This is a genomic window from Natrononativus sp. DTA114 (genome assembly GCF_059736515.1).
In genome coordinates this window covers 922,900-949,158 of record NZ_JCASSN010000003.1, presented here as the reverse complement: position 1 = coordinate 949,158, position 26,259 = coordinate 922,900, and the positions used below count along the sequence as shown (strand labels likewise).

Below are 26,259 nucleotides of genomic sequence, written 5' to 3'. Positions count from 1 at the left end.
TATCACCATGTCCCTGCGACAATCGGCAAGCTGGATGGAACAGATCGACGATCGCATACTCGAGCACCTGGATGAAGAGTCGTGGTCATCAGTGGAGGTGATGGCCTCGAGGCCAGAGTTTAGAGCTTCCGAGGCTCGAATACGAGAGCGCTGTCAGATGCTCGCTCATGTCGAGTTGGTAGCGCCGATCCATCACGAGATGTATGAGATAACGACTTGTGGGATGTTATATCTGGATGGGGAGATTGACGTTGATTTACGACCAAGGCCATCACCTCGAGTTCTTCGGGGATGAGGAGACCATTCAAATACAGGGAAGAGGTGGTAATTTCTAAGTCATTATTTGGTTAGCAATATTTAAACTGATGTGCTGTCACAATCTGATTAGCTATCGTGATATACAAATTAGCCAACTTTTGGAACAAATTCAAGAGATCAGTTGGATTTATAATAACCTTGCCACTCGTACTATTGTTCCTTCTTTTATATCTCCTTCCTCAAATAATCATGTTACTGGCAACAAACTATCGTAGGTGGGTATCTGACTCTATACGTTGGGTCATAGGTTTATATCCCGAAGATATGGCGGGTAAAGCCCTTGTCTGGGGATTGGTGTTTGTTCTAATTGACTACTTCCTCGTAGACCAACAATATCTTCTAATGATAGTTGAATTTTCGACAAATAATGATGCCTTTGTGGGTGTTTTATTGACTGCATCTTTAGTGTTATTATACAGGGAGCAGCACAAAACACAAAAATTGCAAACAAAACTGATCGAGAGTCAGGTTAATTTGGCAGAGGCAAACCATCAACCTACTCTACTTGTAGATTGGCTAGATTTTGATGATGATCGTATGACGATCGATATAGAAAATGTGGGGAGTGATCTTGCCAAAAATTTAAGATGTGGGATATACATTCATAACTTCCCACAAGGCGACACTATCGATCTTAGTGCTATAGATCTTAATGAGATGTATTCGGAGTCCACAAGCCTAGAAACAGACTACAGTATTGACTACCTCTTGAGCGGTGATCGACGAGAGTTTGATGTCGTACCTACTGCAATGATTCGACCAAAACACATCCATCCTGGAGAAGTATGGAACAAGTCTACATCAGACGCAATAGACAATTCTAACGTAAAATTTGGAAATGGTACTTTGGTTATTTGTATCGCATATGACGATGTGAACAATATCAATCATAGGGATATATTATTATGTGCAAGAGGGGATGGCTTCATCGACTCTAATTTAGAGGAAATCATATCAAATAATGAGATAGAAATTACCCCTGCTGGAGAAAATAGCAACATAATTTTCCCAGAGAAATCATTAGGCGTCTAAAAATTCATAACCAATCTACTTTTTTCCGTTCTCTCTGCTGAGCTTCAGGGCTGTAACTTCCACGGTAGTGCTCAAGGAAGGTCTCGAGATCGTTCCATCCTCCCCAATCACAAACCAGGAGCGGATCGACGTCAGCTGACGCAAGAGCGGTTGCCCACGTTCGTCGAAGATCGTGGAATCCGAGATACGACCAACCAGCGTCTTCTGTCTCATCGTACAGCTGGCCAGCAGTCGACCTCACCCACCGGCGAAGTGACCGCGTGCTCGAGATCTCGACGAGCGATGCACTCGCTGGTGCATCACGGTAGTCGTCGATCGTGCGGATAGTAGTCGCCAGATCTCGAGGAACGGGCGTTTCTCGGAACTTGTCACCCTTCCCGTGCCACACTCGCAGCATTTGGCCCGCGTCTGTGTCGACCACGTCTTCTGGAGCAACGTCGAGCACCTCGTGAGAGCGGAGCCCGCAACGAGCGCCGAGTTCGAACGCAATCCGCTGCTGGGTTCCATCTGTTGCCTCGAGAAGTGCCGTCACTTCGTCCAGACTGAGCCACACCTTCATGTCGTCTCGCTTCTCGTGCTGTTGCAGATTCATGGTGTCCGCTTAGCGCGTATGTCGGACAAGAACGGCCAGGAATCTAGTCTTTTCGGTGGTGCTCGAGGGCGAGATTGGGGTGATTTTGTCCGACTTTACGGAAGATCTCGGACAAGCGTTATTGCGTAGTATACCATCTTGGTCGTTCTATCTAATTTCCTCGCCAAGGGGCTAATTGGAATGTAACTTCACCTTCCCCGTCAACAATGCTGTAGGCTATTTCCGCAGGTTTAACACCGTCAATCCGAACTTGTACTTCTGAACCTGATGGAATTACAGAAACGATTCTTGATAGAATATCTACACTAAAACTATTCTCGATATTTACTGTCTCAAGCGCCTTTAATTCATCCCGAGTTATCGTTACAGTCGTCTTGTCTATATCTCCAGATGCATGAGCGAATACACAAGACTCAGCAGTGGAAAACTCAAATGTTATTTTGTCATCAAATATATCTGCTGTGTTGACCACGTCTTCTAAAACAGAATACTCACATGTGAACTCCGCAGGGTATTGTATTTGAGGTACTGTTGGCGGTTGGTCTATAGCATCTAGCTGCACAAGACCTAGAATGAAGTTTTTCCGATTTACATTAAGCTCTAACCGATTTCCACTAGGATCATATTCTAAGTGTGCTGTTTCCTTAGAGTCAATCTCAGAAAGCAATTTTGTGATCCGATCCAAATGGATTCCAATAACCAGTCCGTCCCCGTTATAGACGTTAAATGCATCCTTTGGCACTGAGATGTTCACCATCGATATTTTCATGGGATCTGTCGCGGGGATGTTAATCCCGTCCTGATTGAACCGAATCTTACAAGAATCAGCAATAGCATCAACCGGGCCTAGTGACTGCCTTAACACGCCCACAGTTGTTGTGATATTCATTCTTGTAATCCATTGAGTAGAACGGTATAAAACCATTTTTCTAACTAGTGAACTGAACTGGAGATACATTCAAATACCTGACCTTCAAAATAGGTTTGATGTTAGGATTACAATTGATGTTAGTGGGTGGCGCTATTATGCTACTCACTGGAATTGGGGATTTCTATGTCAACAAACTTCGGGACAATCGACTTGAGATGAATCTTGAACGAAGTCCTGATTTTTCTCGTGAAGATTTGCCGCCAGTTGGAGGTGGCGGTGAAGATCTAAAAATCTCTCAAACTACCTTTATGGCCGGATATCTAATATCATTTGTAATTGAAATTATTGGAGTGCTTCTATACTTTCAGGTGATCTGAATGTGTTGGGAAGAATTAACAGTTTTTTTGGCCTACTTCGGCCCTCTCTCAGCGTTAGCGACTGCTACACTTTCGCGAATCAATGATGAAGAATCTGATTGGTCATTCGAGGATCTTCGATATTTGCTTGTTGCTATAAACTCTATAGGATTGTTGATCCTCGCAAACTGTAATTATCCGCTGTTGTAGTTTAGGCCCAAGCAGTTGCGATTGTATTGAAATCCCTTGCCTGTTCCAGTACGTCTTCCTGGATATTTTTATCACCGCTCCAAGCACGTTCACCGTGCTTGTTATCGATGTGAAGGATGCCAACATTCTCCAATTGCATAACTACTCTTGAGGTCTGGAATGCCTTGTCCTCGCCTTTCTGAGCCATTGTCCGACGGAACTCTTCTATCGTCACTTTTGGAAGCGAATTAGAGTCGATTGCTCTCCGATAGTAGTATCCAGCAATGTCTAAGGCAGGCCCGAGCCAGCCATTCATGTAGCCTAGGTTATCTGCATTTTCTTCGAATAGATGAGCGAGTGCATCATTCAGTCTCTCCGAAGGGGTACCTCCATCGTTGATAATCCCTTTCAATTTGTCGTCTGGAACGACAGAGCCATTACTTGTTTTTACAAGATTGGCTTCCACTAACCGCTCTAAGTGAGTCGGGTAGTCCTTCTTCAGTGATTCAAGCTTGTCAAACTCAAGTTCACCAGAGATGATGACTTCGGAGAGGATTTCGATCGCTGGCATATTCTTGTGCCGTCCGTAGGACAGCAGACAAAGCTTGTTGGCAGCTGACTTGACCAGCGCCTTCTGAACCTCTTCCTCTAATTCCTGCTTCTTTTCCCGGATATTCTCCTCAACAGTACTTCGCTTCGTTTGTTGGTTTACCTCTCCCGATCGTGCATCAACACAAATTTCGCCTACTTTAGCATCATCTAAGAATTTTACGTCTACTGGCTTAGAACCTTCTGGAGTCTCATCAAAGATAACGCGGGGGAGACTGATGAGGATCGGGAAAGTGTATTCATTCTCTTCAAGCTCTGCTTCGCCTAAATGAGGGAGATTCCCGATTTTGAGTCGAAGACGCTTCTCAGCGTTTTTCCGCGCTTTCTTTTCTGGGAGTTTTGCGTCTCCAAGACTCATATGGAAGCACCTCCGAGGGCTGAATCCCTTTCTAGTGTTTGTTGTCCGCCGACACTTATTGTTACTACCTGGTTTAGAACGTCGTCCCAAGCCCTTATAAATTCGTCCTTTGCCTTAATATCCTTGGGATATCCCCATGGGTCCTGGAACGCGATCTTTGAGTCATCCATTCCTATCGCCACCACCGCGTGGACACCTGCCTTTTCATCTTTTCTCAGTAATTTCGCGTTGATTATCGGTATAACTGGTATGTCTTTTTTTAGATGGTTCTCGATAATTTGTGCAAAGATCTCTTCCGTAGGTGATTGGTCACGAAGAATATGAGTGAACTGGACTGATCCAGCAATCTCTGATATAGTATCTAATTCTTTTTGCTTTGGTATCCAGCCAGATTGGTCGCCTATGGTGATTTCCCTTCTGATTTCTGAGGGTGGAAGGAAATCTATATTCTTCCTTACCCACTCATCCGGATATGACTTCGAGAGATAATCTAATACCATTGCTAAAGAATAAACCATGCACTGGCCCTCTCTTTGGCTTTCAGAATACATTGGGACATCCAATGTTTCAATGCTGTCAGTTGGGTGGTTTATCCAAGGAGTTGATGACATATCGATCCTCCTTGGAATGGATGCTGGTATTCTTTAGAGCCCATTATCATATTAGCTAAATTACTGTGACTTGAACCTTCGGCTTCAGTGTTTCTATATGTTCTAATCCCCTTTTCTTTCCCAACTAATAGCGTACATTTCATTGCTATGGAATACGAAAAACCGCGAGGAGTCTTTGGCAATGGCACCCGAAGCGTCAGCGTTGTGATCGAGCGCGATCGCATCGGAGGTGCGATTTGCACCTCATTAATGTCCTCGATCTCCGTAATTAACCCAACGAACTATGAACAATGGGGAATCAGTGGAAGAATTTCTACCGATTTCGGGTCAAATTGTCCTCGAGGACAGGCTTCGCGGACACCCCGAATTAGGAAATACCCCTCCCCAGCTGCGTATCAGGCGCTGTTCACTCCCAGACAGTTGTGATATCGAGATCCGACATCTCTCCGTCAGTGGTGATGATCGCGGTCGTCTCTTGTGTCTGGTGGCTGGCGACGATCATTGCATCGTGCAGTGTCAACGACTCGAGTGCGTCGATGAAAGCAGGAAAATCAGCGTTTCCCAACTCGACGACGGTAAGCGGTCCAGTCGTTACGAGTTTCTCACGGGCATCGGTTGGATCGTGATTCAATGTTCGGCCCTTGATTCCGTCTTTGTGAGCGACGATGTACAGCGTTTCAGCGAGTGCGACAGGCGGAATCTGTAAGAGGACGTCACCCGCTTCAGCACGATCGAACAGCTCGTCGGCCCGCTCTGGAAGTGCGTCGACGAGATACCGGAGCGCTGCGACGGCGTCGACTGTATAGCGCTCCATCAGTGGTCGATCCCAGCGTTCCACTCGGTTTCACGTTTCTCGCGGAGCGTCTCCTCGAGTTCCTGGGCGATCTCCTCGCGTTCCTCCTCGTCGACGTCGTCGGGAACCAACATCCCACGGGCTTCCATCCGCGTCCGCTTTTTCACGAGGATTCCATCATCAGCGTCAAGCCAGACGATCTCGTCGCCGGGCTCGAGGTTGTACTTCTCTCGAAGCTCGTGCGGGATCGTCGCCTGCCCTTTTTCAGTAATACGAGTCGTTTGGCTCATAGTGGGTAATACAGTGCGTATTACCTTAGAAATTGTGCCGCCATTGGTAGGACGTTCACAGTACAGTTCATTTCCCTGACCGAGGATAATCGTCCGGATCAATTAACGAGATTTCCCACGTTCGATCATCTGTCTGCGTTACTCGAACTGGCTGATTTTCTACCTTACCCTCTTCATCTACACATCCAATCGCCCGAAGCTCACTCTTCGGAAGCACGACACCGCCCGACGTTCGACCAACTTGCACCAACTTGTGGATGGGCATAGCGTTCGTTTATGAGTAGTACTGGTTCTGTTTAAACATTGGTCTCACCAGTACGAGACTATGATTTTCCAGACAGTTTTCATCTCGCGGTCACTGCTCGAGGTGAGGTCCTCCAATACGACAAATGAATCGAAAGTCGCCAATCAATTGGTCCCAAAATCCGAATGCCCTCGCACGAACCCCTGATGGCTTGGCTGCTCACGTTGTTGCCGTTGATGACGGAGAAGTCGTCGCGAGTGCGTGCGGCCTCGAGTCCGACAATTGGACCGTAATCGAACGGACAGACAGCCCGGTCCGCCTTTGCGGAACCTGTGCTAACCACTTCGGCGGTGCTGGCCCGCGACCGCTCGCCCTCGAAGACCCACCTACTCTCCCCGTCGACGGTGTTGACGTCGCCCCGATCGGGATGTCAGTCACGCTCTCAGACGGCTACAAGGGTGGAACGGCGTGAGCGAATCCGACCTATTCACCGGCGTCGACGACATCGACGATCGTGACCAGGACGATGTCGCTTCGTGCAGCTGCTCGAGTGTCGATCGCGACGGCCTCGAGGGAACCGACTACGTCAACCCAATCCAATGGGCGAAACACCTCGAGTACGACGAAGTCCACGCCTTCACCATCGGGTTCGTCCCGGCGTTCTTTGCCCTGATCGTCGGCTCCGAACTCTGGTGGTCGCTGACGGCACTCGTCGTCCTCGGCGGGATGGGACTCAAGAAGTTCGAGAACGACCGGCTCCGCTACTGCGTGCGGGAACCGCACTACTGCATCGGCGGAACTGTCCTCGGGTTCCTGGTCGCATTGCCGGTCGGATGGCTGGCCTCGCTGCTCGGGGTGCTCGCATGATCCCGCTATCGTGGCGACCCTCGATCGGCCCGCTCGAGTTTCTGGCCTGGTTTCTCGCCGGGTTCCTCACCTACCTGGTCGCGCTGGTCGTGTGGCAGGTGATGCTGTGAGAGACGATCGCGATCCGGTCGTCGACGGCCTCGCCGCGGTACTCGGCCTGGCGTCGGCGGTCGCCCTTGAGGTCGGTCGCCGGCGATACGATCCGTCGCAGTCGAGAGTCGACGCTCACCGACGTGAGATGCCAGCTGACCCCGACGCAGACGACCAGGACGAACCGACCGACGACGTCAACGACGAGATCGTCCTCGAGCGGGACGACGATGGGGTGTACCGATGAGCGAGGATAAGACGTTACAGCAGGTCTACACCGACCGAAACGTCCTTGCAGTCGGTGCAGCCAGTCTTGCGAACCGCCATCGACTGTCGGTCCCACCCGCGCTCTCGAGTGAGTTCCTGGGCGGCTACTACCAGCCACCCGACGAGGACGACGCTGACGCCGACGAGTGGGCTGTCGTCGTCCTCGAGACGCCCGAAGGTCAGGCGACTTGGCACGTCCCGATCGACCTCGCTCGTCGGTCGAACCTTCCCGAGATCGTCCCGTGTTGGGACGGCCACTCGCGACCGGAGAAGAACGACCGGGTTCGAACGTTCGCTGGGATCGCTCTCTGACCGACTCCAGGTGTCCCGCTCGAAGACGTCCTTCTGAGTCGGGTCGACGACGTCGTCGGTCGGCCAATTCACCCACCCAATTCGGCCCTCCCTGCTGGCGGTTTCTGAAGTTTCTCTAATCTATTTTGAGACAACCCGACAAGTACTGTTGTAGATGAGTGCTGAAAGCAATCCCCGTGAGCGACGGCTCTCTCACCCGGTCCTCGAGGACGTCTCCGGCGTCGACGACCCGACGCCTCGTGATCGTCTCATCGCCGCCCTCGAGGGCGTGCAGTGGGAGTCGTGGCCCGGCGTTCGCGACGGCTACATTCACCCGACGGTCCCGCAACTGCTCTTGACTCTCGAAACCGGCGGCAGCGGGCGTGAGACGCTCTCGATCACGCTCAACTCCGTTTCGAGTAAATGGCACGTCACGCACACCAAACTGCACGATCACCAGCGCCGCGTTTCCGACATCGACGACGCTGTCGACCTCGCTCGTGACGCTGCTCACCGACTCGACGCCGGGAAGCCAGCATTTCCCGAGAGCGCTGCTTCATCCATGAGTTCAACCACCGACCTTCCCGACGTCCCCGACTCGGTCGCGGGCTACTCGTTGACCGAGCACGACGAAACGACAATCGAATACACCGGCGAGAACGGCGGCACACCCCCGATCCAGATCGATCGCGATGGGTGGACGACGACGATGCGCGTCCGCTCCGACGGGACCAAACGCCACGGTCACCGCTGGTACGCGACGATCTATTTCGACGACGGCGAGCAGCGCGAGCAACAGAACATCTCGAGTCGCCGGCTCACTCTCTCGGACCCGGACGACGGCTTCGCGAAGAACCGCGACAAAGCCCTCGAGACGGCCCTCGAATGGATGGAGGAGAACCCTGTCGGCGATGCCAGCTCTAGCGTCGACGCAGCGCCCTACGATCCGTTGATCGAGTTCCAGGGACCGACGTCGCGACGACCAACTCCCGAGGACGAACTGACGACGCTCCCCGGCGACGTCGACGAACGATCACTCCCCGACTCTGGGCTGGCGGCGACCGACTTCGAAACCGACCCCGCGATCTACGACGATCCCGCGATCGTCGAGACAGACCTCGAACGAGAGGAATTTGAAACCGCTATGAGCGACATCGACGACCCGACCGACGAAAGTACCGACGAAGAACAAGACGATGACCCGGACAACGCCGTTGCTGTCGAGTTCGGCACGCTGGCCGCTGCAAACGCCTTCCGTGACGACTCCGTCGAGAACGCCCTTCACGATGACGACAGTCGGCGGACGAAAACCGTCTTAGTCCGGCCACTGGCCGCCGAGCAGGCCGAAGAAGAAGCCCTCAAATCGCGGGCCGACGAGACGAGATCCTACGGCCAGGCAAAACTCACCGACCACGAACGCGATCGGCTCGAGGACCGCGACGGTTGGAGGTGGGGCCGCCACGGCTTCCAGGCGATGGGCGTCAAGGCGATGTTCCAGGCTGAGGGCGTCGATGACTGGATGAGCCACTACGACCACACCATCGGCGGCGCTGGTGAGCACAGCGGCCAGGTGCTCGAGAACGCCCTTCAGGACTCCGGCGGGCACGCCGATGTCGACGACGAAGAGCGACTCGGCGACGTCGCCACGCAGGCCGAGAAGGTCCACGGTGAGATGTGTAAATCCGCCGAGGACGCCTGTGCGGACGGCGAAGAGCCGGCGTGTGAGGCACTCCTCGAGGACTGTGGCTACGATCAGCCCGACGTCGAGCAGCTGATCGCCGCCGTCGACGACCTGGACGAAGACCCCGAGGCCGTCTTCGCCGTCCCCAATCCCGAAGACGTCGACGAGCACGATCTCGAGGCCGAGTCCGAATCCTTCCTCGAGTGGGCGCGATCGGCCATGCCCGAACCGCCCGAGGAACCGACGGACGAGGAACTCGCGCTGCTCGCCCCGACGCCCGCACCGACCGACGCCGGTCGCGACACCCTGCCAGGGCCGGCACTGTCGGCGCTCAAGAAGGCGTGGTCCGGCTACAAACTCAGCCGTCAGGAGGCGCGAGAAGCCCGCGACGACGCCGAACACTACGCCAGCGTCATCAACGGTATCAGGGCCGTCCACGGCCAGGAGCCGCTCGAGTTCGACGATCTCGAGGGTTTCGGGGGCGGCGCGATCATGCCCGACGATCCCACCGAGACGTACCCGACCGAGGACGGCGAAATGACGATGGAAGAGGCGGGCGTACTCGGTCGACTCGGTGGGTCGCTGCAAGCAACATTCAACTCCTACACAGGAAACGCGGACTGCCCCGGTGGGGCCTGCTACGATCCAATGAAGGAGGGAGCCAGCGACGCGGACGTCGCCGAGGCGGTCGCAGAGGCTGAGGACGCCTACGACCCAATTGAGGGGTTCTAAAATGGCTGTGTACGACCCTCTGAAAGAGTTCGCTGTCGAACCATCGGAACAGGTGTATCGCGGCTTCGGATGGCTCTCCCGAGGAGAGATCACCCAGGGCGAACTCATCACGGCGCTCGAAAGCCAACGCGAGTCGAGTCAGTCATGGGTCGACAAGGCCGAGAACCCGCAAATCGTTGCCCACGAGACGGCGACTGTCGAGGTTCTCGACTCCTATCTCGAACAAGCTCGCGATGGAATCTCCGCAACTCAACTCCGAAAGAAGGCCGAGCGTGCCACGGAGGATACCGAAGAAGGTCGTAAAGCCGGCCATACGAAGGCGATCTTAGCGATTCAGGAAGCCCAAAGATGACGGTCTATGACCCGTGTTGCGACGATGGCGACGACGACTTTGAGGCCGTCCTCGCGAAGCAGCGGCTTCGGAAGGAACTGGGGCTGTATCACGGTCCCGGCCCGATCGGCGACAGTGTGATGGCGCGACTCGGCAGTCAGGTCGACGAATCGCTCCGTCGATCAGCTGCGCTCGAGGCCGCAACCGATGACGACGTCGTCGCGGAAGCCCGTGCGAAAGCGGACCCCGAGGACGTCCTCTGCGACTGTGACGTCCACGACATCCTCGAACGGGAGGGCCTGTGAGTGAACACACCCCACCCGATTCGGAGTGGGACCGCGACATCGTCTCGACGAAGCACCGGTGCAGTGACGGAATTGAGGTCTCGATCTACGACCGCACCGACCCGGAAACGTCCGAGATTCGGGCGGCACCAGGGAGTTGGATCAGCCGAAAACAGATCCGTTAGCAGTAGCGATAACGCGATTTCTTCTTTGTAAATCGAAGTGAAAATGAGTGAGTCAATTTGCAAAGTCTGGCTGCGTACTGAACACGCTCTAGTAGTGGTGGTCTGTCACTACCCTTGAATTCATGTATGATATGATGATTAGTTTATTCAATGTTCGAATTGTTTGGAGGGACGATGAATTTCATCACCCTTTTATTGTCATTGCTCATCTTCGCCTTCTGCACATTTGCAACACTTCGAAATAGTTCATGGAGATTCTTACATTACCTCACTGCGGGCTTCTTCTGTCAGTTTGTTGTCCAACTCTTAATTAGTCTGGATGATGGGTATGCAGTTTCATTTCCACGATTCGTGTGGCTAATCGCATTTCTGTTAATCGGTGGATTTGCACTTTTCATCGCTCTCGGAGTTGTCGAGTATTGGAAAGATAAGGAGGAAATCGCTCACTCAGTCTCTCTGTCAAATAACTGATTCGCTGGTCACTGATTAGCCTGTACTGACCGTGACTGCTCACAACAGATGGGCCTGAAAAAATTATCTGATCTACGACGGCTAAACCGGGAGAGCGTCGTCGAGCAGACCGTCATCGCCGCTGAAGTGGGGCCGCTCACGTTCCCAGTTGTTCGTGTTGATCTTCTCGTGCTCGCCGGTGTGTTTGTTCTCGACGATCGCCTCCCGAGCCTTCAGCTGCTTCAGTCGAGTGGCATCGAACGTCGACGCCTTGTTGATCTTGTCGATGTCGCGCTGCTCGGAGACGTGGAAGTACACCCGCCGGTCGGACTGTGAAAGAATCGTCAGCGGCATCAGCGCCGGGCGCTGCGTGAGGTGGATCGTCTCGACGCCGTGTTTTCGTCCACCGGTCTGCATCCGGTTCACGCGGCTGTCGAGGGCGTTTTTGTTGAGCACCTGGTGGGCCTCGTCACACGAAACGAGTGCCGAGTCCGGTGCCTCCTCGACGTCGACGTCCTTGCAGAGGTACATCGCGGCCTCGCAGATCCGCCCGTAGAGTTCCTCGATCTCCTCGTCGTCCAGGCTGTCGGGGACGACGCGGATCCGGGGGCGCTGGAAGATGATCTCCCGCCAGTTCGCCCGCTCGTAGTCGTCCTGGTCGATCTCGAGCGTGCTGTACAGCGGGTCCTCTTTGACGCTCAGGCCTTGCTCTTCGTCCTCGAGATCGAAGTGAATCGCTCGCGAGAACTCCCTCGCTCGCTGCTCGAGGACAGCGCCGGCCCAATAGCTCTTGCCGCTGCCGGACGCCCCGATAATGCTCATTCGGGCCATCGGTCTAGAGCTGGTAGCGGTAGGCCCGGTGCTCGGTGAGCCACTCCTCGATCGCGTCGACGGTCGTCTGTCGGGGCTGGCGTCGATCGACGCCGAGAATTGGGTGAACCCGTACGACAGTCGCCCAGAAGCGGTCTTCGACCTCGCTGATGAGCAGATACTCGCCGACGAACTCCGACTCCTGCTTGATGACGAGCACCTGGCCGCGGGGGATCGACGGATCAGCCGTGAACGCAGCTGCATCGATCGGACTCGCGTCGACGTCGGAGGTGTCCGTCAGCGGGAGCACCGCTGGCGGAATGAGCCTATCCATCGTCGTCCTCCGGTGCGGTGTTCATGTAGCCGTGTTTCGCTTGCGAGAACCGATCGAACTCGTCGTCCTCGAGGAGTTCGGTCAGCAGTTTCTCGCGTTCGATGGCCTGCTCGTTGAACAGTGTGATGAGCGGGTCCCACTCGCCGGCGACGATTCCGGCGATCGTCCGCGCCATCTTCTCCGGCGTCACCATCTGGAGGTCGATCTCGACACCCTCCTCGGCACCGATCTTCCGCAGGTCCGCTCGCTGCATATTGATGAGATCGGCCATGATGTCCGCCGGCGAATCGCCAGTTTCGCCCTCTTTGAGCAACATCTGTGCGATCTTCTCCGGCGACGTCATCGACCCCATCAGGCCGTCGATCCCGCCCGAAGAAAGGTCGACACCGAGGGAGTCCGTAAGGCGATTCCCCCTCATGCCGCGGCACCTCCGACTCCTGCGACGTCTTTTAGTTTCGCGATCTGCGCGTCCGAGTCGGGCCGCATCACGAGGGCGACGGCGGCACAGGCGAGTGTCGAGCCGAGCAGCGCCCATGCCGGATCGATGTCATCGTCGCCGTCGACGAAGACGTACTCGTCAGCGAACTCCGCGCCGTAGTGACCGAGGCGGAACGCCGAAAAGACGTCCTCGAGGTCGGATTGAAGAGCTTCCTGCTCGTCGTCCTCGAGGCCGATCGTCGCGAGCGTCGCGGCCCCTTCCTCGATCGTCGTTTGCAGGGCTGCGGGGTCGCCCATCGGAGCACTCGACGGATTGGGGTCGCTTCCACCTGTCTCGGTCTCACCGCTGGAGTCGTCCGAGTCGTCGGGTTCGTCGCGATCGACGTCGTCGACGCCGGAGAACAGTTCGTCGTCGCTGAGTTCGATCCGATCGAGTTCGACGTCGTCCTCGTCAGGTTCGTTAACGTCCGGGTCGAGTTCGTCGACGTCCTCGACCTGGCCGTCGTCGATCTCGGCCTGCTCGTCTTCGAGTTCTTGCACCGTCTCGTCGAGCGCCTCAGCCGCTTCCTGCTCGTGGTCGGCGATCTCGGGCGTCACCATCAGTGATCGGCCCCACGGATCTTCCCGCGCTCTTTCATCGCCTCAATGACCGCGCCGTCACCTTTGAGTGGCTGCTGTGGATCCTGCGGGACGATGATCTCGCCGGCAGTTTGATCGGGTTCGCCGGCCTCGAGCGCCGCGTCGATCTCCTCGCTCGCGCTCGTCTCGAATGCTTCCTCGGGGTCGTCGTCGGAGTCGTCGCCGGCGTGCTGCTTGCGAACCCAATAGAGGGTCACAGCTACCGCGATGGCGACTCCCAGGAGCGCGAGCGTTCGATTGGACACCGGCAACCCGGAGCCGCTCACGTTGTCTGTAGGCGGCCCGTCGTCGACGGGCGTCGGAGCGGATTGCTCGTTCTCGTCGTGCTGCTGTTCGTCTTGCTGTTCCTGTTCGCGTTCGAGTTCTTGGAGGGACTTACCAGTCATAGGGTGCGTTGCAGTGGGGGCACTCGTCGGGGAAGCCCTCGACGCGGTGCCCACAGTCGGGACAGTCGAACTCGTTGTCAGCTGTCTCGGGGTGGTCGTCTGTCTGTTCGCTCTCGTCGATCGCCGGCGTTTCGTTCTCGGCCTGCTCGTCGACGTCGTCCTGGTCGGCGGCAGAGTCGTCGACGTCGCGACCGCCGTCGGCGCGTGCCTGCTCGGTGCGTCGGTCGCGAGCGTCAGCGGCGAGGTCGGCTAACTCAGCGTCGTAATCGTAGTGCTCGAGCGGCAGGATGTCGTCGGGATCGTCTGGGTCGCCATCAGCTGGCAGGACGTGCGGGTGCAGCGACTCGCGAAAGTGCTGCCCCGACGTCATCGGCCCCCAGGAGTTACAGCCCCAACAGTACGTTCGGTACTTGTTTCCGGGCTTTGGAGACCGCTCGATGCGTTTTTGCAGTACAGGGACGGTTCGGAGACTCGAGCAGAGGTGGCACTCCCGTCGCTGCGGTGGCCCGCTCACAGGGCGACACCGGCAGGTGGCCAATTCTCGAGTCGCACAGCTACGTGGATCATTCGGGGAGGGCTAAGGGGAATTGGGCGGCGATCGGGGCCGCCGCCTATCAGATATGTAGAGCGTTTCGTTAAGTATCTAAGCCCAATTTCCCCAATCCCCAATTAATTGGACAGTACTTGTAGGTGGAAATTTTGGGTAGGGTCGTATGGCAGTAGTAAACGCCAGTCGTGCGACGCGAACGCTCTCGTCGCCGGCCTTCGCAAAGTCGGCTGTCCTCGTCGTCGGGGGCGGTCTCGCTGCACAGCTCGCAACCGATTATCTCCGAGACAACGTGTACAACGTCGAGTTCCGCGGTGGAGATGCCCTGTACGCCCTCACCACCGCGTTCCTCGTGCTCGCGGTGGTGCCAGCGACGTACTCCCGACCGCTCGCTCTCGGGATGGGCGCAACGTCCGTTCGCGTCGTTCTCGCCGACTACGACGTCATCTGAACAGCCATGAACATGAATCAAATCCAGGCCGAGCAGGAGACGACCCTGCACGAAGGCCTCCCGTTCGTCGAGGCACAGGACGTCGCAGCGGGCGACGACGGTACCGCCGCCTACACGATCACCGGCGAGGACGGCTACCTCATCCTGATCGACGCCGGCACCAACATCGCCCCGGAGTTCCGCGATGCTGACGGCGAGAAGCTCGACGGTTCGACGAAAGTCAGCCTCCACAAGTGTACGAAGCAGGGCGACAAGCTCCCCGGCGGCCAGGCGTTCAGCGAGTCGCTCTCGCGGTTTCACTACCCGAAGATGCGGGTTGAACCCGACTACTTCCGGTACACCGACGACTACCTGATGATCGCACCCCGTGAGATCGTCAAAGTCTTCGTCGACATCCCCGAGGGCCGTGAGGACTTCTCCGCAGAGCAGTCCCGGCTGCACATCGGCGACGACACGAGTGATTTCGGCTACCCCGTCTCGATCCTCGACACGGACAACCTCACCGAAGCAGAAGCCCAGGCCATGAACCTGGCGTCTACCCGGTGATTCACCGATGGCACAAGTCATTCACGAGACGCTCACGCAGGCCAGCGACGACGTCGACGTCGAACTCAACGGCAACCAACTTGACCCGCAGCGATCGACGCGCGTCATCGACTTCACCTGCCCGGACGACCTCGAGTTCGTCTCCTTCCACGCGGATCAGGACCCGCTTCGGTTCGTTCCCCGGACCCTGCAGGAGGTCACCACCGAAGACGTCACCGACGGCGTCGTCGATGTCGACGCGAACATCATGCCGATCGTCGGCGAGGAGAAGATCGAGGACCAGACCTACCCGGTCGTCGTCGTGGTCAACACCGAAACCGGCGACGAGGTCGCGATCGAGGACGTCGACTACGCGACTGACACCGTTACGCTGGCCGAGGAGCCGGCGGACGGCGAGACGTTCAAGCTCTATCCGATCATGAGCGACGGCTACCTCAAGATCGAGGGCTTCAACTCGTTCGACCAGTCCCAGGGCGTGCTGTTCCCGTGGGGCTTCCCGCTGTTCCGCTTCCACGACATGGAGCAGGACCGCGCCGGTCGCGAGATCAACCTCGACGGTCAGGTTGACTGGACCCGTCACGAGACGGTCGCGTTCAAGCTCGACGCGCCCCAGCAGATCGTCTGGGAGGACGAACACTACCCCGGCGCATACGTCTCGACGCTCGAGATCGACGTCCAGATCGGGCTGTAATCGACAATGGGCGTCCGCACTCTCAGCGCCGGCGACGGCGACCAGGACGACGCCCGCCCCTCCGAGGAGCGCGATCGGACCCGTGCTGATCCCTTTTTGATGGACTACGATACGTCCAAGCTCGAGTTAGACGCTCGAGCAGCTGAGGAGATCGGCGGCCTGCTCGTGCTCGCCTCGAGGGTGCTGTGACCCTCACTATGGGACGAATCCAAGATAGAATCCACGAAACCGAGGAGTATCAGTCAATCGTCGGTGAACAGCAACAGCAGCAAGAGCGGACGCGCTCGACGCCCCTTCCACAGGCAGTCGAACCCGTCGTTTCGCTCGAGAAGACCGATCTGCACTTTCTGACGCAGCTCGCGATTCTGTTCCTGCTGGTGCTGATCTACCGCGAACAGAAACGAGGTGGAGCCTGATGGTGCAGCGTGCGCTTCTCTCTGCCGGCAGTGGCGCGGGTGGAGACGTCGACGTCAGTTTCGACGACGAAGACGAAGAGGACGACGGCAGCGGCGGGCTGCTCTCGAGCGCCCGCAGCCAGGCGTCGAGTTTCCGCTCAGGCGTCAGTGATACCGCCTCCGATGTCGGTTCGGGTGTTCGAGACGCGCCTTCGAACCTGCGGAGTGGTGTCGACAGCCGAATGCGAGACGCCAGTGACGGACGTGTCGGCCTCTCGGACGACTTCACAAGCACCGAGGACTCCGGCGGCGTTCGCAACGTTCTCGGCGAGATGGACGACGCCACCGCTCGCGGCACCGATTTCCTGCTCGACAACGAGCGGGCGTCCCTCCAGGGCGGGACGCGCACCGCGATCCGCCAGGCTACCGGAGCCGAGGACGGCGACGAACTCGCCGAGCAGTTCCAGGCCGTCGACGACGGCATCACCGAACGGGTCGATCGAACCGTCGAAGCCGCCGGCCTCGAGGACTCAACCGCCGTCGACTGGGGCCGCCGTGGCACCGACATGGTGCTCACGGAGGGTGCCCGCGTCGGGATCGGCGCGACGACCGGAATCGATACCCGCGAAGGGACGACCGACGCCCGCACCGGGCTGGCTGAGGTCGCAGACATCGGGATCACGCTCGGGACTGCCGGCGCTGGCCGCGCAGTCACGGGTGCCGCCCGTGGAAGCGACGACGTCGCTCGCGGATTGAGTTCGCGATTCGGTCGCTCCGGTGACGATGCTGGCAGCGCCACTGCCCGCAGCAGCGACGACGCCGCGAGCAGCACGAGAGCGAGTCGATCCGCGGATGATGACCCGCTCGCGCTCCCAGCGGCCTCTCGTGGCGTCGACGACGCCGGTTCGACGGCGACTCGATCGACTGACGACGCTGCCCGCGCCGTCGACGAGAGTGACTCGTTGCTCCCGGCGATCCGCAGCGGCGACCAGAGCGATCCGTTCACGCGATCGGGTAATCGCTTCGGTCGGTCTGCTGACGACGCCGGGAGTGCAGCTGCCCGCTCGAGCGACGATGTTGGCGCGACGGCGACCCGTGCGACCGACAGCGGTCGGACGGCAACCCGTTCGGCGGACGATGTCGCGAGTGCCGGCGCTCGATCGGCTGATGACGCGACGACCGCCGCCCGTGCCTCGAGCCGGGGAACGTCCGCGAGTCGCGCTGCTGACGCTGCGAGAGCCGCCGGGCGGAGTGCAGGCTCCGCTGGTGCTCGAGCCGGCCGACGCGCTGCTGACGCCGGTCGACGCGCCGCTCGCGGTTCTCGGTCGGCTGGCCGCCGGGCGCGATCGGGTGCCCGCCGCGCCGCTACTCCTGCCGGATATGCTGTCGGCGCTGGCGCGGTGCTCGCCGGTGGGGCGATGGTCCATCAGATGATCGTCGAAACCGAGGACGGCACGACGCTGACGCTCACTCCCGAAAAGGAGTATCCTGAAACCGACGAACACGAAGAGGGCGGAACGCTGTGGCTGGTCGACGAGGACGGCACCAGCCAGGGCTACACGATCGTCACCCGCGTCGACGGCGAGACGGTCTACCTGCTCGACGGTGACGGTGACGAGATGCGTTCGACCGTGCAGTCGTCGACGTTCGATCAGGCCTCGCAGCGCGGCCAGGAAGCCCGTGCAGCCGCTCGAGGTGAGAGCGCGTGACGATTGAAACGCCGTTCGCGAACGTCGCCGAAGCCGACTCCGCTTACTGGGGCGATCCCGACGACTGGGACGACCCCGACGGATCGGAACCGGGCGGCGATCCCGGTGAGGGCTGGCAGGAACTCGAGCCGATCGAATTGCTCGCCGGCGAGTGGATGCTGTTCAAGCAGGAGAAGATCGACAACACCGATCGTCGGTTTTTCCTCACCCACGACACCGGAGACGGCAACTTCGACGCCATGAAACCGGGCGGCGAAACCGAACACGTCGGCGGGCAGACCCCGCTCGACGACGTCCCCTCGTTCCCGACGGAGTCAGAGGCTCGGAAGGCCCACCAGGCCTGGCTCGAGGAGAACCCCGACGCCGTCGACGGCGAAGGCGACGGCTGGAGCGAGTGGCAGCACCTCAACGAGATCGATCCCTGGCACATCCACGCTCGCGAACACACAGACGGCGAGCGCGTCCAGTTCATGGCCGCCGGTGTGCTCGAGGACGATCGCACGGTCTACCTCCATCCCGGCGGCGACGTCGGCGAGAGCGCCCACGTCTTCACCTCCTGGGAGGACGTCGAGGCCGCCCTCGAGGCGTACTTCCAGGCCGTCGCTGACGGCGACGTTCCCGAAGAGCTGCAACCGACCGGGGACACTCCGCCGATCGACCAGGTCCAGCAGGACGGCACTGAGGCCGCTCCTGGTGAGAGTGGACTCGGCGCGAAACACATCGCTGTTGCCGGCGCGATCGTCGCCGCCGGCGTCTACGCCCATCACGAGGGATACCTATGAGCCGCATCACACTCGCGAAGGAACTCGCGGAATTGACCGGGCGCACTGTCACAGACGCCCTGAAGTACATCCGCGAGGTTGGTCCCCGGAAGGCCCGCGAAACCCTCGAGGCGGCCAAACGCGCTGGAAGTAGCGCCCGCCAGTGGTGGAAACCAGCGGTCGGTATCGGCGCGATCGGTGGCGGCGCGTACTACTGGCGCGAACAGGACGTCCGCAAAGCCGAGGCGATGGCCGAGGAAGACAAGACGCTCGCCGAAGCCATCGCCGCGATCATGGACTCGGACCTGCCCGACGATGCGAAGAAGGATCTCGCAGACGATCTCCTCGCGACCGATTCCGACGACGGCAGCGACTCGCCGTTTTCCGGCCTCCTCAAGGGGCTAATGGACGATGTCGTCGTCCTCCTGGTGGTCGTCATCATCGTCGGCGCGGTCGTGAACCACGCACTGGCACAGACGTCAGCTGGACCATCGCCGGTCTACGGAGGTGGCCGATGAACTTCGGCACCAGCGATAACGTCGATCGGATGGTCGCGCTCCTCGAGCAGATCGCCATGAACACAGGGGCGCTCGAGGGCAGCGACGGAGCCGACAGCGAAGAGACGATCAACGTCTTCCAGGGCGAAGGTGCGCCGGCCCGCGCTGGCGTCATCAACCCGGCGAAGTACCGGATCTGGGAGACGGACGATCTTGACGATGCGAATGCCGACGGCTCGATTACGCTCCAACCCGGCGAGGAGCGGGCGATCGTCAAGACCGACCGGACCGAGGGTGGCCTCGCGCTGCTCGCGATCGGGGCGATCGACGCAAACGACGTCGAGTACCGCCTGGCCGTTGACGGCCACGTCGTCGGCGGTGGGACGAACTCGCCACTTGGGACGCTCAACAACGAGTATTCGACGATCAAGAATCTCGGTGGGGTGATCCCCGCGGAGAATCGAGTCGAGTATCTCGCCCGGTACGCACCTGACGCGACCGGCTCGATCGACCTGGTGGCTCGACTCCACACGGAGGCACTATGATCGGCGCGAGTCCCCACCGAAAGCCGCCAGAGGGCGTGATAGCTGGCGAATCGGTCCCTCGAGAGAACGAATTGGATGAGATCGCTGAGAGCCGGATCAACGAACTCGCAGCAGCGATGAAGGCCCATCCAGCGTACAGCCAGCTAAACGACGCAGAACGGCGTGAGCGTGCCGCTGAAACGCTCAAAAATCACGGAGCACTCTAACAATGTCAGACGACGACCACGACGGCGGAACCGGCGGAAGCACCGGCCCAGAACTCCCCGACCTCGACACGGGAAACATCGGGTTCATCGAATACTGGAACGCGATCGACGACGGCGGCGTTACGACGATCAACCCGGACGAGGCTCTCCAGTCCGACCGGCTCGTGGAGTACACACTCTATGATAACGGCTGGGAGGGGCGTTACCAGCTCGAGACCGACAACACTTACGAAGACCGCGACGAGTTCAATTCGACGCCCCGCGAGGTCACTGTCCGCGTCAAAAACGACGGGTGGTTTATCGCTTACACCGACCGAACCAACGACTTCCAGCAGCGTTCAGAAACCCCGCCACGGGGGTACTGGGAGATTGCGAACGACTGGCTCGACTCCTATTACGGCGAGACTGCAACGATCAACCGAAGCCATCTGGGTCGTGCGATCCATGAACTTCACACCCACCTGGACAACTCGAGCGAAATGTCGTTCAACAGCAACGACATCGGCCAATATAACTACGAATACGATAATGCCCAGGGCTCGACACTACTCTCGGCGTACTACGAAGACGGAACAATGAGTCCATCGTTCACGTACACGTCCAACACGGAAATCGAGTATGCCGCCGCGTTCGGCTGCTCTGTCACCTCTTTTGCCGATCCTCATATGTCGTTCGAGGGTGTCACCTTCGTCGATGGGGAAGTCGAGTACGGGGCGATCGACCTTATCGCTCGCGGCTTGATCCCGGAGCCGGAAACCGAATACTCGGGAGAACTGGACGACGACGGACGTGGTTACTCGATGCACGTCCTAGCAATCTGGAGCTGATTCATGACTCTGGAAATCGAGTCAGGATTCAGTGAAAAAAGCGAGCACGACCCGCTCGAGCAGTCTGACCCTGTCGAGGACGGGGATGGAGGGGATGAGATGTTCGTCTGGAACGCCAGCCGAGAGCGCCAGCTGCGAAACCTCGTTACCGCGTCCCTGACAAACGAATCGTCATACATTATCCCGTCGGGCGTCGTCGAGCGGTTCCATTTCGACCCGTTCGACGAGAACGAACGAATGGCCGGGGTGCCCGACGAGTCCACCGAGGACGGGATCGGTGGCGGCGAGATGTTCATCTGGTCACGGGTCCGTGAGACGAAACTCCGGTTTCTGGTCCGCCACCCCTTCAGTAACGAGTCGTCGCACGTTCTTCCGACTGGAATCTCGGAGTGTATCAGCCGGGAAAACGACTTCGACCCCGCCAGGTACAATGAACGCCTCGCCGACGAGCTCGAGGACTCTGCCGAAGACGGCCACGGCGGCGGGAATATGCTCATTTGGACAGCAGACCGGCAGACTCAGCTGGCGGCTCTCTTGACTGCCGAGTACAGCAACGAGGCGACAAACCCGCTCCCCGGCGGCATAATCGACGCCAGCGAGTTCGACGACTACCGCGATAACGAGCAAAACCTGGGGTTCGCGGTCGAGGGGTCTGCCACCGACGAGAACAACAACCCGCTCGCTGGTGTCGCCTACCTCATATCAGACGACGAAGTGCTCACGGCGAACGACGTGATCGGCGCTTTCGTCCTGACAGCACCACCGCCGGAAGGTGTCTCAAGCGGGGCAGCCGTCTCCGGCACGAGAGAGTACGATCTCGCGTTCGAACCCGACGGCGGCGGCACGTTCGCCGAAGAAGAGGACGTCAACAGTCACTCTGTGTACGAGTTCTCCTACTCGGCACTCACCGGAGTCGTCGAGGACGTCCACGGCGAACCGCTGCACGGCGAGACGATTATCGTCGGCTCGACACAGGTGCAAACCAACGTCGACGGCCACTACCAGATCATCGCTCCCGAAGGGACTGAGATCGAAATGCTCGGCCTCGATCGGTCGATCTTCAAGGAGGCCGTTGTCGGACGTGACGGCCCGGTCAACTGGCAGTACGGCGGGGTGAAAATCCGTGTCGAAGACCCCGAGACAGGTGAGCCGATCGACGGCGCACCCGTCCAGATCGGAAATGATCTCTACGAAACCGACAGCATGGGCGAAGTGCTGCTCTCGGAAGCCGCGATCATGGAGTACCCCGTGAGCGTGATGGGGTACTTCGATTTCGCAGCGGCGGTCACTCGCGAAGGCCATCTCTACGAGCGGACCCTGGGTGACTCCGACGGCCTCAAGGAAGACGATTTCGAGGTCGGCGGGGCATCCGTCCAGGTGTTCGACGAGACGACCGGACGCCCGATCGTCGGGATCGTCGCCGAGGTCCCCGAGATCGGCGTCCGATCGGAATCGACAAAGAACGGTCGCGTCTCGGTCTTGACCGACAACGCCTCGCCGGAGCAGCTGACGCTGGTCGTCGGTCGGGGCGATCCTCGCTACAAGGCCGAAGAGTTCGTGCTCGATGGCACCGCTGACACCTTGAATTTCGAGGCGTACCTCGAGCCGAGTACCCCGGTGGTGAATCACTAATCATGCCTCAGTCCCCCAAATACAAAGCAACGAGCGCAATCGACTACCTCGCGGACTTCCCCGGAGCGCGACGCGAATCCGATCGGATCATCGTCGTCGTCGACGAGGGTGAGATCAACATCGAAGACGATCCCACCCGCTACCTGGGTCGCGTGCGAGTCGAGTCGCTCCCTGACGAGATCGAGACAGAGCTATCGACCGCCCTGGAGAGCAACGGTGACGATGCCGTTCTCGTTTCGACGGACGATCCAATCGATGTCGCGATCGACCGCGACAACGTCCTCACGGTCAGGCAGGACGATACCGTGACCGTCTCCCAAGGCGATGTTGTTCGAGTTACACAGAATGACACCGTCGCTGCGCTCCTCGAGGACGTCGACGGCGACCAGGTGAACCCGGCGACCGACGAGTCGATCGCCCAGCTGCACGACTCGCTCGCGACACACGATCACGCCGCGCTCAACGGCGCGACGATCGACGCGAGTGCCGACGCTCGTGTCTCCCTCGAGGCACCGGGAGCCGACGCTCTCGCATCGCGTGTAACCGCTGACGTCGAGCACGATGTCGTCCTCGAGTGGACCGACGCCGACGGGGACGTCCTGTTCGAGCAGGTGGTCGCCGAGGCGATCGTCGCGGACGAGACAACCGTCGTCGACGAGGTCGCCGTCGCACCGGCGGTCGACATCGTCGTAAGAAACACGAGTGAGAGCACCGGCACCGCAACGATCAGCGGGCATTTGAGATAACGATGAGTGTCCGACCTGACGAGCCGAGTGACGGTGTGCCCTCGAATCACGAACTCTCTGAACGCATGACGCGGATAGAGGAAAAGGTGGACCACACTGTCGACGTCCTTGAGCGGATTGAGGGCGATCTCGTCGATGACCTCGAAGACGTGGAGGAAGAAGTCGCGACGGTCAAGCCACGGAACGCCCACCTCTGGACGGTTTATCAGGGAACAAAGTGGGTGACGGCGCTGCTCGTCGGGTCAGGAATCGTCACGGCAGCGGTGACATCGGTACTCTGAGGCAGTTTCTTTCAGCCCGCGTTACCGTGAGTGGTCACGGTCAGTACAGACCATATCATATCACGTCAACTTTTTGAAATCCTCTCTTCTTCATCTCGTCTTTCATTTCATCAACATGGGCTTTTCCGACAATTAATATCATTCGGTCATACCCTTGTTCATTTGCTATTACTTGTGTTCTCTCTGCCATCTTGGTGTTTCGGTGATTCATATTACTGAGACTATTATATACTATGGGTATGGACAATACAATTGAAACCACCATAATAGTCAAAATATAGTGGAATATGAGATGGGCATTTTGATATGAAAAGTAGAGTATATATGCTGATGATATAAATGCTAGCCAGCTTAGGACCTGTTCTCTGATAGATGGTTTTCCACTCAACTCGAATCTATTCTCATCAATACAGTGGATATCAAAATCATGCCCTTCACTGTACGAGTGTAGAACACGTGCTTCATGTGCACCAGTCCATGATCTGTTATTGCGATAATCATCGAGCATTAGATTAATTCTATATACGATCAATCCGAATATATATGATGGATTGAAAATAAGTGTGCGAATAACATCACTCCATGACCTCTCATCTGCTGCTGCTTCAACAAAAATTGCGTCTGTATTAGAAATGTATTGATCTAATTTTGCTCGCATGTCATCCTCATTTCCTCCATGTACAGTCCCATAAATTTTCAAGTGCATATCGCTTTAAACTGTTCTGCTTGGTAAACTTATGCGTGGCCATATCTCGCTGATGGTTAATCATCTGTTCTGTACTGATTAATCGCGGATCCTTGTAATCAATTCCACCAAATGCTACATTCGCAGGCGCACATAGCAAATGACCGACTTCGTTCGATGGCTGTTCCCACAGACAAAAAGGGTTAGTCCGTCACAGGAATCCCAGTTTAGGCAACTACGCTCTTAGCCGACTCTATAACATCCTCTCCATCAGTGTAGCGCATCGGCGGAACGACGACCCAGACGTTCTGATTCCCCGGCCAAACAGAGACGTATCCAAGCTGTTCTAATGGTTTGATGATCTCCTCGAGAACCGCATTCTTCGGAATGTCGTTCGTGTAGAGCTTGTTCTCTGCGCTCTCGAGCGTCACCCGTGCTCTGCTCTTGTGAGGGGCATGAGCGCGATCGTGAAGAGTCCGGTATGCATCCGCGAGTCGCTCGTCATCTGGGAGAACAGGCTGCGGGCCGTCGAGGTCGCCCTTAGCATCGACTTCCCGACGAACGAGTTCGCGGAGTTTCTCGCTCCGGCTCACATCCTCACGATCGGCGATTTCGTCCAGCTGCTCGAGCAGCGACTTCGGACATCCGAACGAGGTGCGACTCGTCGGGTTGTGATCCATTCGGCTCATGCTCTCACCTCGATTTGCATAATCGGTGAATACGCAGACGGCGTCGAGGAATGCAGTTCGGATGCAAGGGGGGTATGCACTGCTCCGCGGCGGTCTCGTGTGCGGGTGTGCATGCGCGTCATGGGCGCACCTCTTCGGCTGCTCGAGCGTGTTCGATGGTGGCGTCGTGGTGTTCGCCGTCGAAGTGTTCTCCCGTCGCATGGTGCATCTCGTGTTCGTCATCCGGGCTGCCGTCAGTTTCGTCGACGACGATCTCCCCGATGAAGTCCGCTTTCCTGAGCGTACAGAGATGAGCGCACGGGCCGTCGTGGTACTTCCAGCCCTTGCAATCACACCGACCGATGTACTCGCCCTCCTCGAGGCCGAGCGCACAGTAGTGGACGTCTTTGCCGTCGCGAAGCGTGACTTTGTAGCCGAACCGTCCGAAGGGTTCGATTAGGGCGTCACGTGGATCTGCTCGATCCCACGATTCGGTTCTCTCGTCGCGTTGCTCGAGGAAGTCGAGCGATTCACCGTCAGTCGGCTGTGGAAATGCGCTCATGCTCCTCGAGGCACCTCTGTAACCGGGTGAGGGCCGTTTTCACAGACCTGTCGAGGGAGTCCTCCAGGCGACGTCTCTGCTTTCATCCGACCGCCACAGTGAGGACAGTACCGAGTCATGCGACGACACCTCCGCCGTCGCACGATTGACCATGGCGGCGTTCGCCAACTGCCCGCCCGGCGAGTCCACTTCCTTCCGAATTTCCCCGTATTCGAGCGATAGCACCGGATTTCGGTGTTTCCGACTTATACCCTGATGCAGGGAGTTCGGTGATTCGAAGGGGGTTTCCGGAGAGGGTTTCGGTCTGGATTTGATTGTTCCTTCACTCGCCGTGCGCTCGAGTCCGTCGGTTTTCCATATTGGATGATTCTCCCGTCAGAGAAATAGCTTGGTTCCAGACTGGAAGTGAAATCTCATCTATTACACTGGTCTGTGTGATCTTGATGGTCAATAGATTGAATA

General features: G+C 57.7%; 38 protein-coding genes. 22 read left to right on the top strand and 16 right to left on the bottom strand.

Annotated elements, in window-relative coordinates; translation table 11 throughout:
- Positions 1 to 7 precede the first annotated feature (7 nt).
- Complete coding sequence (locus tag AC6I6S_RS15100) at positions 8 to 295, top strand: winged helix-turn-helix domain-containing protein (protein ID WP_497951261.1); 288 nt, start codon at positions 8 to 10, stop codon at positions 293 to 295.
- Positions 296 to 507: 212 nt separating this feature from the next.
- Entirely contained in the window at positions 508 to 1,350 is an 843-nt protein-coding gene (locus AC6I6S_RS15095; protein ID WP_497951259.1) for a hypothetical protein, read from the top strand.
- Positions 1,351 to 1,354: 4 nt separating this feature from the next.
- Here AC6I6S_RS15095 and AC6I6S_RS15090 read toward each other — a convergent pair whose 3' ends face one another.
- Positions 1,355 to 1,942 carry a tyrosine-type recombinase/integrase gene (locus AC6I6S_RS15090; protein ID WP_497951258.1) on the bottom strand — a complete coding sequence of 196 codons (588 nt, stop codon included), beginning with the start codon at positions 1,940 to 1,942 and terminating at the stop codon, positions 1,355 to 1,357.
- 151 nt (positions 1,943 to 2,093) lie between these two features.
- Entirely contained in the window at positions 2,094 to 2,831 is a 738-nt protein-coding gene (locus AC6I6S_RS15085) for a hypothetical protein (protein ID WP_497951257.1), read from the bottom strand.
- Positions 2,832 to 2,929: 98 nt separating this feature from the next.
- Here AC6I6S_RS15085 and AC6I6S_RS15080 point away from each other — a divergent pair, with 98 nt between their 5' ends.
- Positions 2,930 to 3,190 (top strand): hypothetical protein, encoded by a 261-nt coding sequence (locus AC6I6S_RS15080; RefSeq protein WP_497951255.1) that lies wholly within the window; start codon positions 2,930 to 2,932, stop codon positions 3,188 to 3,190.
- Positions 3,191 to 3,380: 190 nt separating this feature from the next.
- On the opposite strand, the gene AC6I6S_RS15075 is transcribed toward AC6I6S_RS15080, so the two are convergent.
- The 5 genes from AC6I6S_RS15075 to AC6I6S_RS15055 form a co-directional block, all read right to left on the bottom strand.
- Positions 3,381 to 4,325 (bottom strand): hypothetical protein, encoded by a 945-nt coding sequence (locus AC6I6S_RS15075; protein ID WP_497951254.1) that lies wholly within the window; start codon positions 4,323 to 4,325, stop codon positions 3,381 to 3,383.
- Positions 4,322 to 4,936, bottom strand: coding sequence for a C39 family peptidase (locus AC6I6S_RS15070; protein ID WP_497951252.1), 615 nt, complete (start codon positions 4,934 to 4,936; stop codon positions 4,322 to 4,324). The genes AC6I6S_RS15075 and AC6I6S_RS15070 overlap by 4 nt, the downstream gene beginning before the upstream one ends.
- A gap of 406 nt (positions 4,937 to 5,342) precedes the next feature.
- On the bottom strand, positions 5,343 to 5,750 hold the full coding sequence (locus AC6I6S_RS15065) for a type II toxin-antitoxin system VapC family toxin (protein WP_497951251.1): 408 nt from the start codon (positions 5,748 to 5,750) through the stop codon (positions 5,343 to 5,345).
- On the bottom strand, positions 5,750 to 6,019 hold the full coding sequence (locus tag AC6I6S_RS15060; RefSeq protein WP_497951249.1) for an AbrB/MazE/SpoVT family DNA-binding domain-containing protein: 270 nt from the start codon (positions 6,017 to 6,019) through the stop codon (positions 5,750 to 5,752). The genes AC6I6S_RS15065 and AC6I6S_RS15060 overlap by 1 nt, the downstream gene beginning before the upstream one ends.
- 67 nt (positions 6,020 to 6,086) lie before the next feature.
- The gene (locus tag AC6I6S_RS15055) at positions 6,087 to 6,284 is read right to left on the bottom strand and encodes a DUF8053 family protein (RefSeq protein WP_497951248.1); all 198 of its coding nucleotides are present in this window, start codon (positions 6,282 to 6,284) and stop codon (positions 6,087 to 6,089) included.
- Between the two features lie 447 nt (positions 6,285 to 6,731).
- On the opposite strand from AC6I6S_RS15055, the gene AC6I6S_RS15050 reads away from it, so the two are divergent.
- From AC6I6S_RS15050 to AC6I6S_RS15025, 6 genes are all read left to right on the top strand, one after another.
- Complete coding sequence (locus AC6I6S_RS15050; RefSeq protein ID WP_497951247.1) at positions 6,732 to 7,130, top strand: hypothetical protein; 399 nt, start codon at positions 6,732 to 6,734, stop codon at positions 7,128 to 7,130.
- 106 nt (positions 7,131 to 7,236) lie between these two features.
- The gene (locus AC6I6S_RS15045; RefSeq protein ID WP_497951246.1) at positions 7,237 to 7,467 is read left to right on the top strand and encodes a hypothetical protein; all 231 of its coding nucleotides are present in this window, start codon (positions 7,237 to 7,239) and stop codon (positions 7,465 to 7,467) included.
- Entirely contained in the window at positions 7,464 to 7,799 is a 336-nt protein-coding gene (locus AC6I6S_RS15040) for a WDGH domain-containing protein (RefSeq protein ID WP_497951244.1), read from the top strand. Before AC6I6S_RS15045 ends, AC6I6S_RS15040 begins: the two co-directional genes overlap by 4 nt.
- 154 nt (positions 7,800 to 7,953) lie before the next feature.
- Positions 7,954 to 10,191, top strand: a complete 2,238-nt coding sequence (locus AC6I6S_RS15035; protein ID WP_497951243.1) for a hypothetical protein — start codon at positions 7,954 to 7,956, stop codon at positions 10,189 to 10,191.
- 1 nt (position 10,192) lies between these two features.
- Positions 10,193 to 10,543, top strand: coding sequence for a hypothetical protein (locus tag AC6I6S_RS15030; RefSeq protein WP_497951242.1), 351 nt, complete (start codon positions 10,193 to 10,195; stop codon positions 10,541 to 10,543).
- Entirely contained in the window at positions 10,540 to 10,827 is a 288-nt protein-coding gene (locus AC6I6S_RS15025; protein WP_497951240.1) for a hypothetical protein, read from the top strand. The genes AC6I6S_RS15030 and AC6I6S_RS15025 overlap by 4 nt, the downstream gene beginning before the upstream one ends.
- 716 nt (positions 10,828 to 11,543) lie before the next feature.
- Here the strand turns inward: AC6I6S_RS15025 and AC6I6S_RS15020 are convergent.
- From AC6I6S_RS15020 to AC6I6S_RS14995, 6 genes are read right to left on the bottom strand one after another with little or no spacing between them, the layout of a single operon-like run.
- A complete protein-coding gene (locus tag AC6I6S_RS15020; protein ID WP_497951239.1) occupies positions 11,544 to 12,272 on the bottom strand; it encodes an ATP-binding protein in 729 nt (242 codons plus the stop codon).
- Positions 12,273 to 12,276: 4 nt separating this feature from the next.
- Positions 12,277 to 12,585: a hypothetical protein gene (locus AC6I6S_RS15015; RefSeq protein WP_497951238.1), complete on the bottom strand. Its 309-nt coding sequence runs from the start codon at positions 12,583 to 12,585 to the stop codon at positions 12,277 to 12,279.
- The gene (locus AC6I6S_RS15010) at positions 12,578 to 13,003 is read right to left on the bottom strand and encodes a hypothetical protein (RefSeq protein WP_497951237.1); all 426 of its coding nucleotides are present in this window, start codon (positions 13,001 to 13,003) and stop codon (positions 12,578 to 12,580) included. The genes AC6I6S_RS15015 and AC6I6S_RS15010 overlap by 8 nt, the downstream gene beginning before the upstream one ends.
- Positions 13,000 to 13,623 (bottom strand): acyl-CoA dehydrogenase, encoded by a 624-nt coding sequence (locus AC6I6S_RS15005; protein ID WP_497951235.1) that lies wholly within the window; start codon positions 13,621 to 13,623, stop codon positions 13,000 to 13,002. Before AC6I6S_RS15005 ends, AC6I6S_RS15010 begins: the two co-directional genes overlap by 4 nt.
- Positions 13,623 to 14,048, bottom strand: a complete 426-nt coding sequence (locus tag AC6I6S_RS15000; protein WP_497951234.1) for a hypothetical protein — start codon at positions 14,046 to 14,048, stop codon at positions 13,623 to 13,625. The genes AC6I6S_RS15005 and AC6I6S_RS15000 overlap by 1 nt, the downstream gene beginning before the upstream one ends.
- On the bottom strand, positions 14,038 to 14,418 hold the full coding sequence (locus AC6I6S_RS14995; RefSeq protein WP_497951233.1) for a hypothetical protein: 381 nt from the start codon (positions 14,416 to 14,418) through the stop codon (positions 14,038 to 14,040). The genes AC6I6S_RS15000 and AC6I6S_RS14995 overlap by 11 nt, the downstream gene beginning before the upstream one ends.
- A gap of 343 nt (positions 14,419 to 14,761) precedes the next feature.
- Here AC6I6S_RS14995 and AC6I6S_RS14990 point away from each other — a divergent pair, with 343 nt between their 5' ends.
- The 13 genes from AC6I6S_RS14990 to AC6I6S_RS14930 all read left to right on the top strand — a co-directional run bounded on the left by AC6I6S_RS14990 (position 14,762) and on the right by AC6I6S_RS14930 (position 23,882).
- Entirely contained in the window at positions 14,762 to 15,046 is a 285-nt protein-coding gene (locus AC6I6S_RS14990; protein ID WP_497951232.1) for a hypothetical protein, read from the top strand.
- Positions 15,047 to 15,058: 12 nt separating this feature from the next.
- Positions 15,059 to 15,592 carry a hypothetical protein gene (locus AC6I6S_RS14985; RefSeq protein WP_497951230.1) on the top strand — a complete coding sequence of 178 codons (534 nt, stop codon included), beginning with the start codon at positions 15,059 to 15,061 and terminating at the stop codon, positions 15,590 to 15,592.
- A 7-nt stretch (positions 15,593 to 15,599) separates the two neighbouring features.
- Complete coding sequence (locus AC6I6S_RS14980; protein WP_497951228.1) at positions 15,600 to 16,283, top strand: hypothetical protein; 684 nt, start codon at positions 15,600 to 15,602, stop codon at positions 16,281 to 16,283.
- 6 nt (positions 16,284 to 16,289) lie between these two features.
- Positions 16,290 to 16,472, top strand: coding sequence for a hypothetical protein (locus AC6I6S_RS14975; RefSeq protein WP_497951227.1), 183 nt, complete (start codon positions 16,290 to 16,292; stop codon positions 16,470 to 16,472).
- Positions 16,473 to 16,480: 8 nt separating this feature from the next.
- Entirely contained in the window at positions 16,481 to 16,699 is a 219-nt protein-coding gene (locus AC6I6S_RS14970) for a hypothetical protein (RefSeq protein ID WP_497951225.1), read from the top strand.
- Positions 16,699 to 18,387 (top strand): hypothetical protein, encoded by a 1,689-nt coding sequence (locus tag AC6I6S_RS14965; RefSeq protein ID WP_497951224.1) that lies wholly within the window; start codon positions 16,699 to 16,701, stop codon positions 18,385 to 18,387. Before AC6I6S_RS14970 ends, AC6I6S_RS14965 begins: the two co-directional genes overlap by 1 nt.
- Entirely contained in the window at positions 18,384 to 19,169 is a 786-nt protein-coding gene (locus AC6I6S_RS14960; RefSeq protein WP_497951223.1) for a hypothetical protein, read from the top strand. The genes AC6I6S_RS14965 and AC6I6S_RS14960 overlap by 4 nt, the downstream gene beginning before the upstream one ends.
- A complete protein-coding gene (locus AC6I6S_RS14955) occupies positions 19,166 to 19,666 on the top strand; it encodes a hypothetical protein (RefSeq protein ID WP_497951222.1) in 501 nt (166 codons plus the stop codon). Before AC6I6S_RS14960 ends, AC6I6S_RS14955 begins: the two co-directional genes overlap by 4 nt.
- Positions 19,663 to 20,190, top strand: a complete 528-nt coding sequence (locus tag AC6I6S_RS14950; protein WP_497951221.1) for a hypothetical protein — start codon at positions 19,663 to 19,665, stop codon at positions 20,188 to 20,190. The genes AC6I6S_RS14955 and AC6I6S_RS14950 overlap by 4 nt, the downstream gene beginning before the upstream one ends.
- Positions 20,191 to 20,398: 208 nt before the next feature.
- On the top strand, positions 20,399 to 21,223 hold the full coding sequence (locus AC6I6S_RS14945) for a hypothetical protein (RefSeq protein ID WP_497951219.1): 825 nt from the start codon (positions 20,399 to 20,401) through the stop codon (positions 21,221 to 21,223).
- Between the two features lie 3 nt (positions 21,224 to 21,226).
- A complete protein-coding gene (locus AC6I6S_RS14940; protein WP_497951218.1) occupies positions 21,227 to 22,855 on the top strand; it encodes a hypothetical protein in 1,629 nt (542 codons plus the stop codon).
- 2 nt (positions 22,856 to 22,857) lie between these two features.
- Complete coding sequence (locus AC6I6S_RS14935; RefSeq protein WP_497951216.1) at positions 22,858 to 23,601, top strand: RodZ family helix-turn-helix domain-containing protein; 744 nt, start codon at positions 22,858 to 22,860, stop codon at positions 23,599 to 23,601.
- A gap of 35 nt (positions 23,602 to 23,636) precedes the next feature.
- The gene (locus tag AC6I6S_RS14930) at positions 23,637 to 23,882 is read left to right on the top strand and encodes a hypothetical protein (RefSeq protein ID WP_497951214.1); all 246 of its coding nucleotides are present in this window, start codon (positions 23,637 to 23,639) and stop codon (positions 23,880 to 23,882) included.
- A gap of 55 nt (positions 23,883 to 23,937) precedes the next feature.
- Here AC6I6S_RS14930 and AC6I6S_RS14925 read toward each other — a convergent pair whose 3' ends face one another.
- From AC6I6S_RS14925 to AC6I6S_RS14915, 3 genes are all read right to left on the bottom strand, one after another.
- The gene (locus tag AC6I6S_RS14925) at positions 23,938 to 24,588 is read right to left on the bottom strand and encodes a hypothetical protein (protein WP_497951212.1); all 651 of its coding nucleotides are present in this window, start codon (positions 24,586 to 24,588) and stop codon (positions 23,938 to 23,940) included.
- 206 nt (positions 24,589 to 24,794) lie between these two features.
- Positions 24,795 to 25,247 (bottom strand): ribbon-helix-helix domain-containing protein, encoded by a 453-nt coding sequence (locus AC6I6S_RS14920; protein ID WP_497951210.1) that lies wholly within the window; start codon positions 25,245 to 25,247, stop codon positions 24,795 to 24,797.
- 127 nt (positions 25,248 to 25,374) lie between these two features.
- Positions 25,375 to 25,797, bottom strand: a complete 423-nt coding sequence (locus AC6I6S_RS14915; protein WP_497951209.1) for an SWIM zinc finger family protein — start codon at positions 25,795 to 25,797, stop codon at positions 25,375 to 25,377.
- Positions 25,798 to 26,259: the final 462 nt, after the last annotated feature.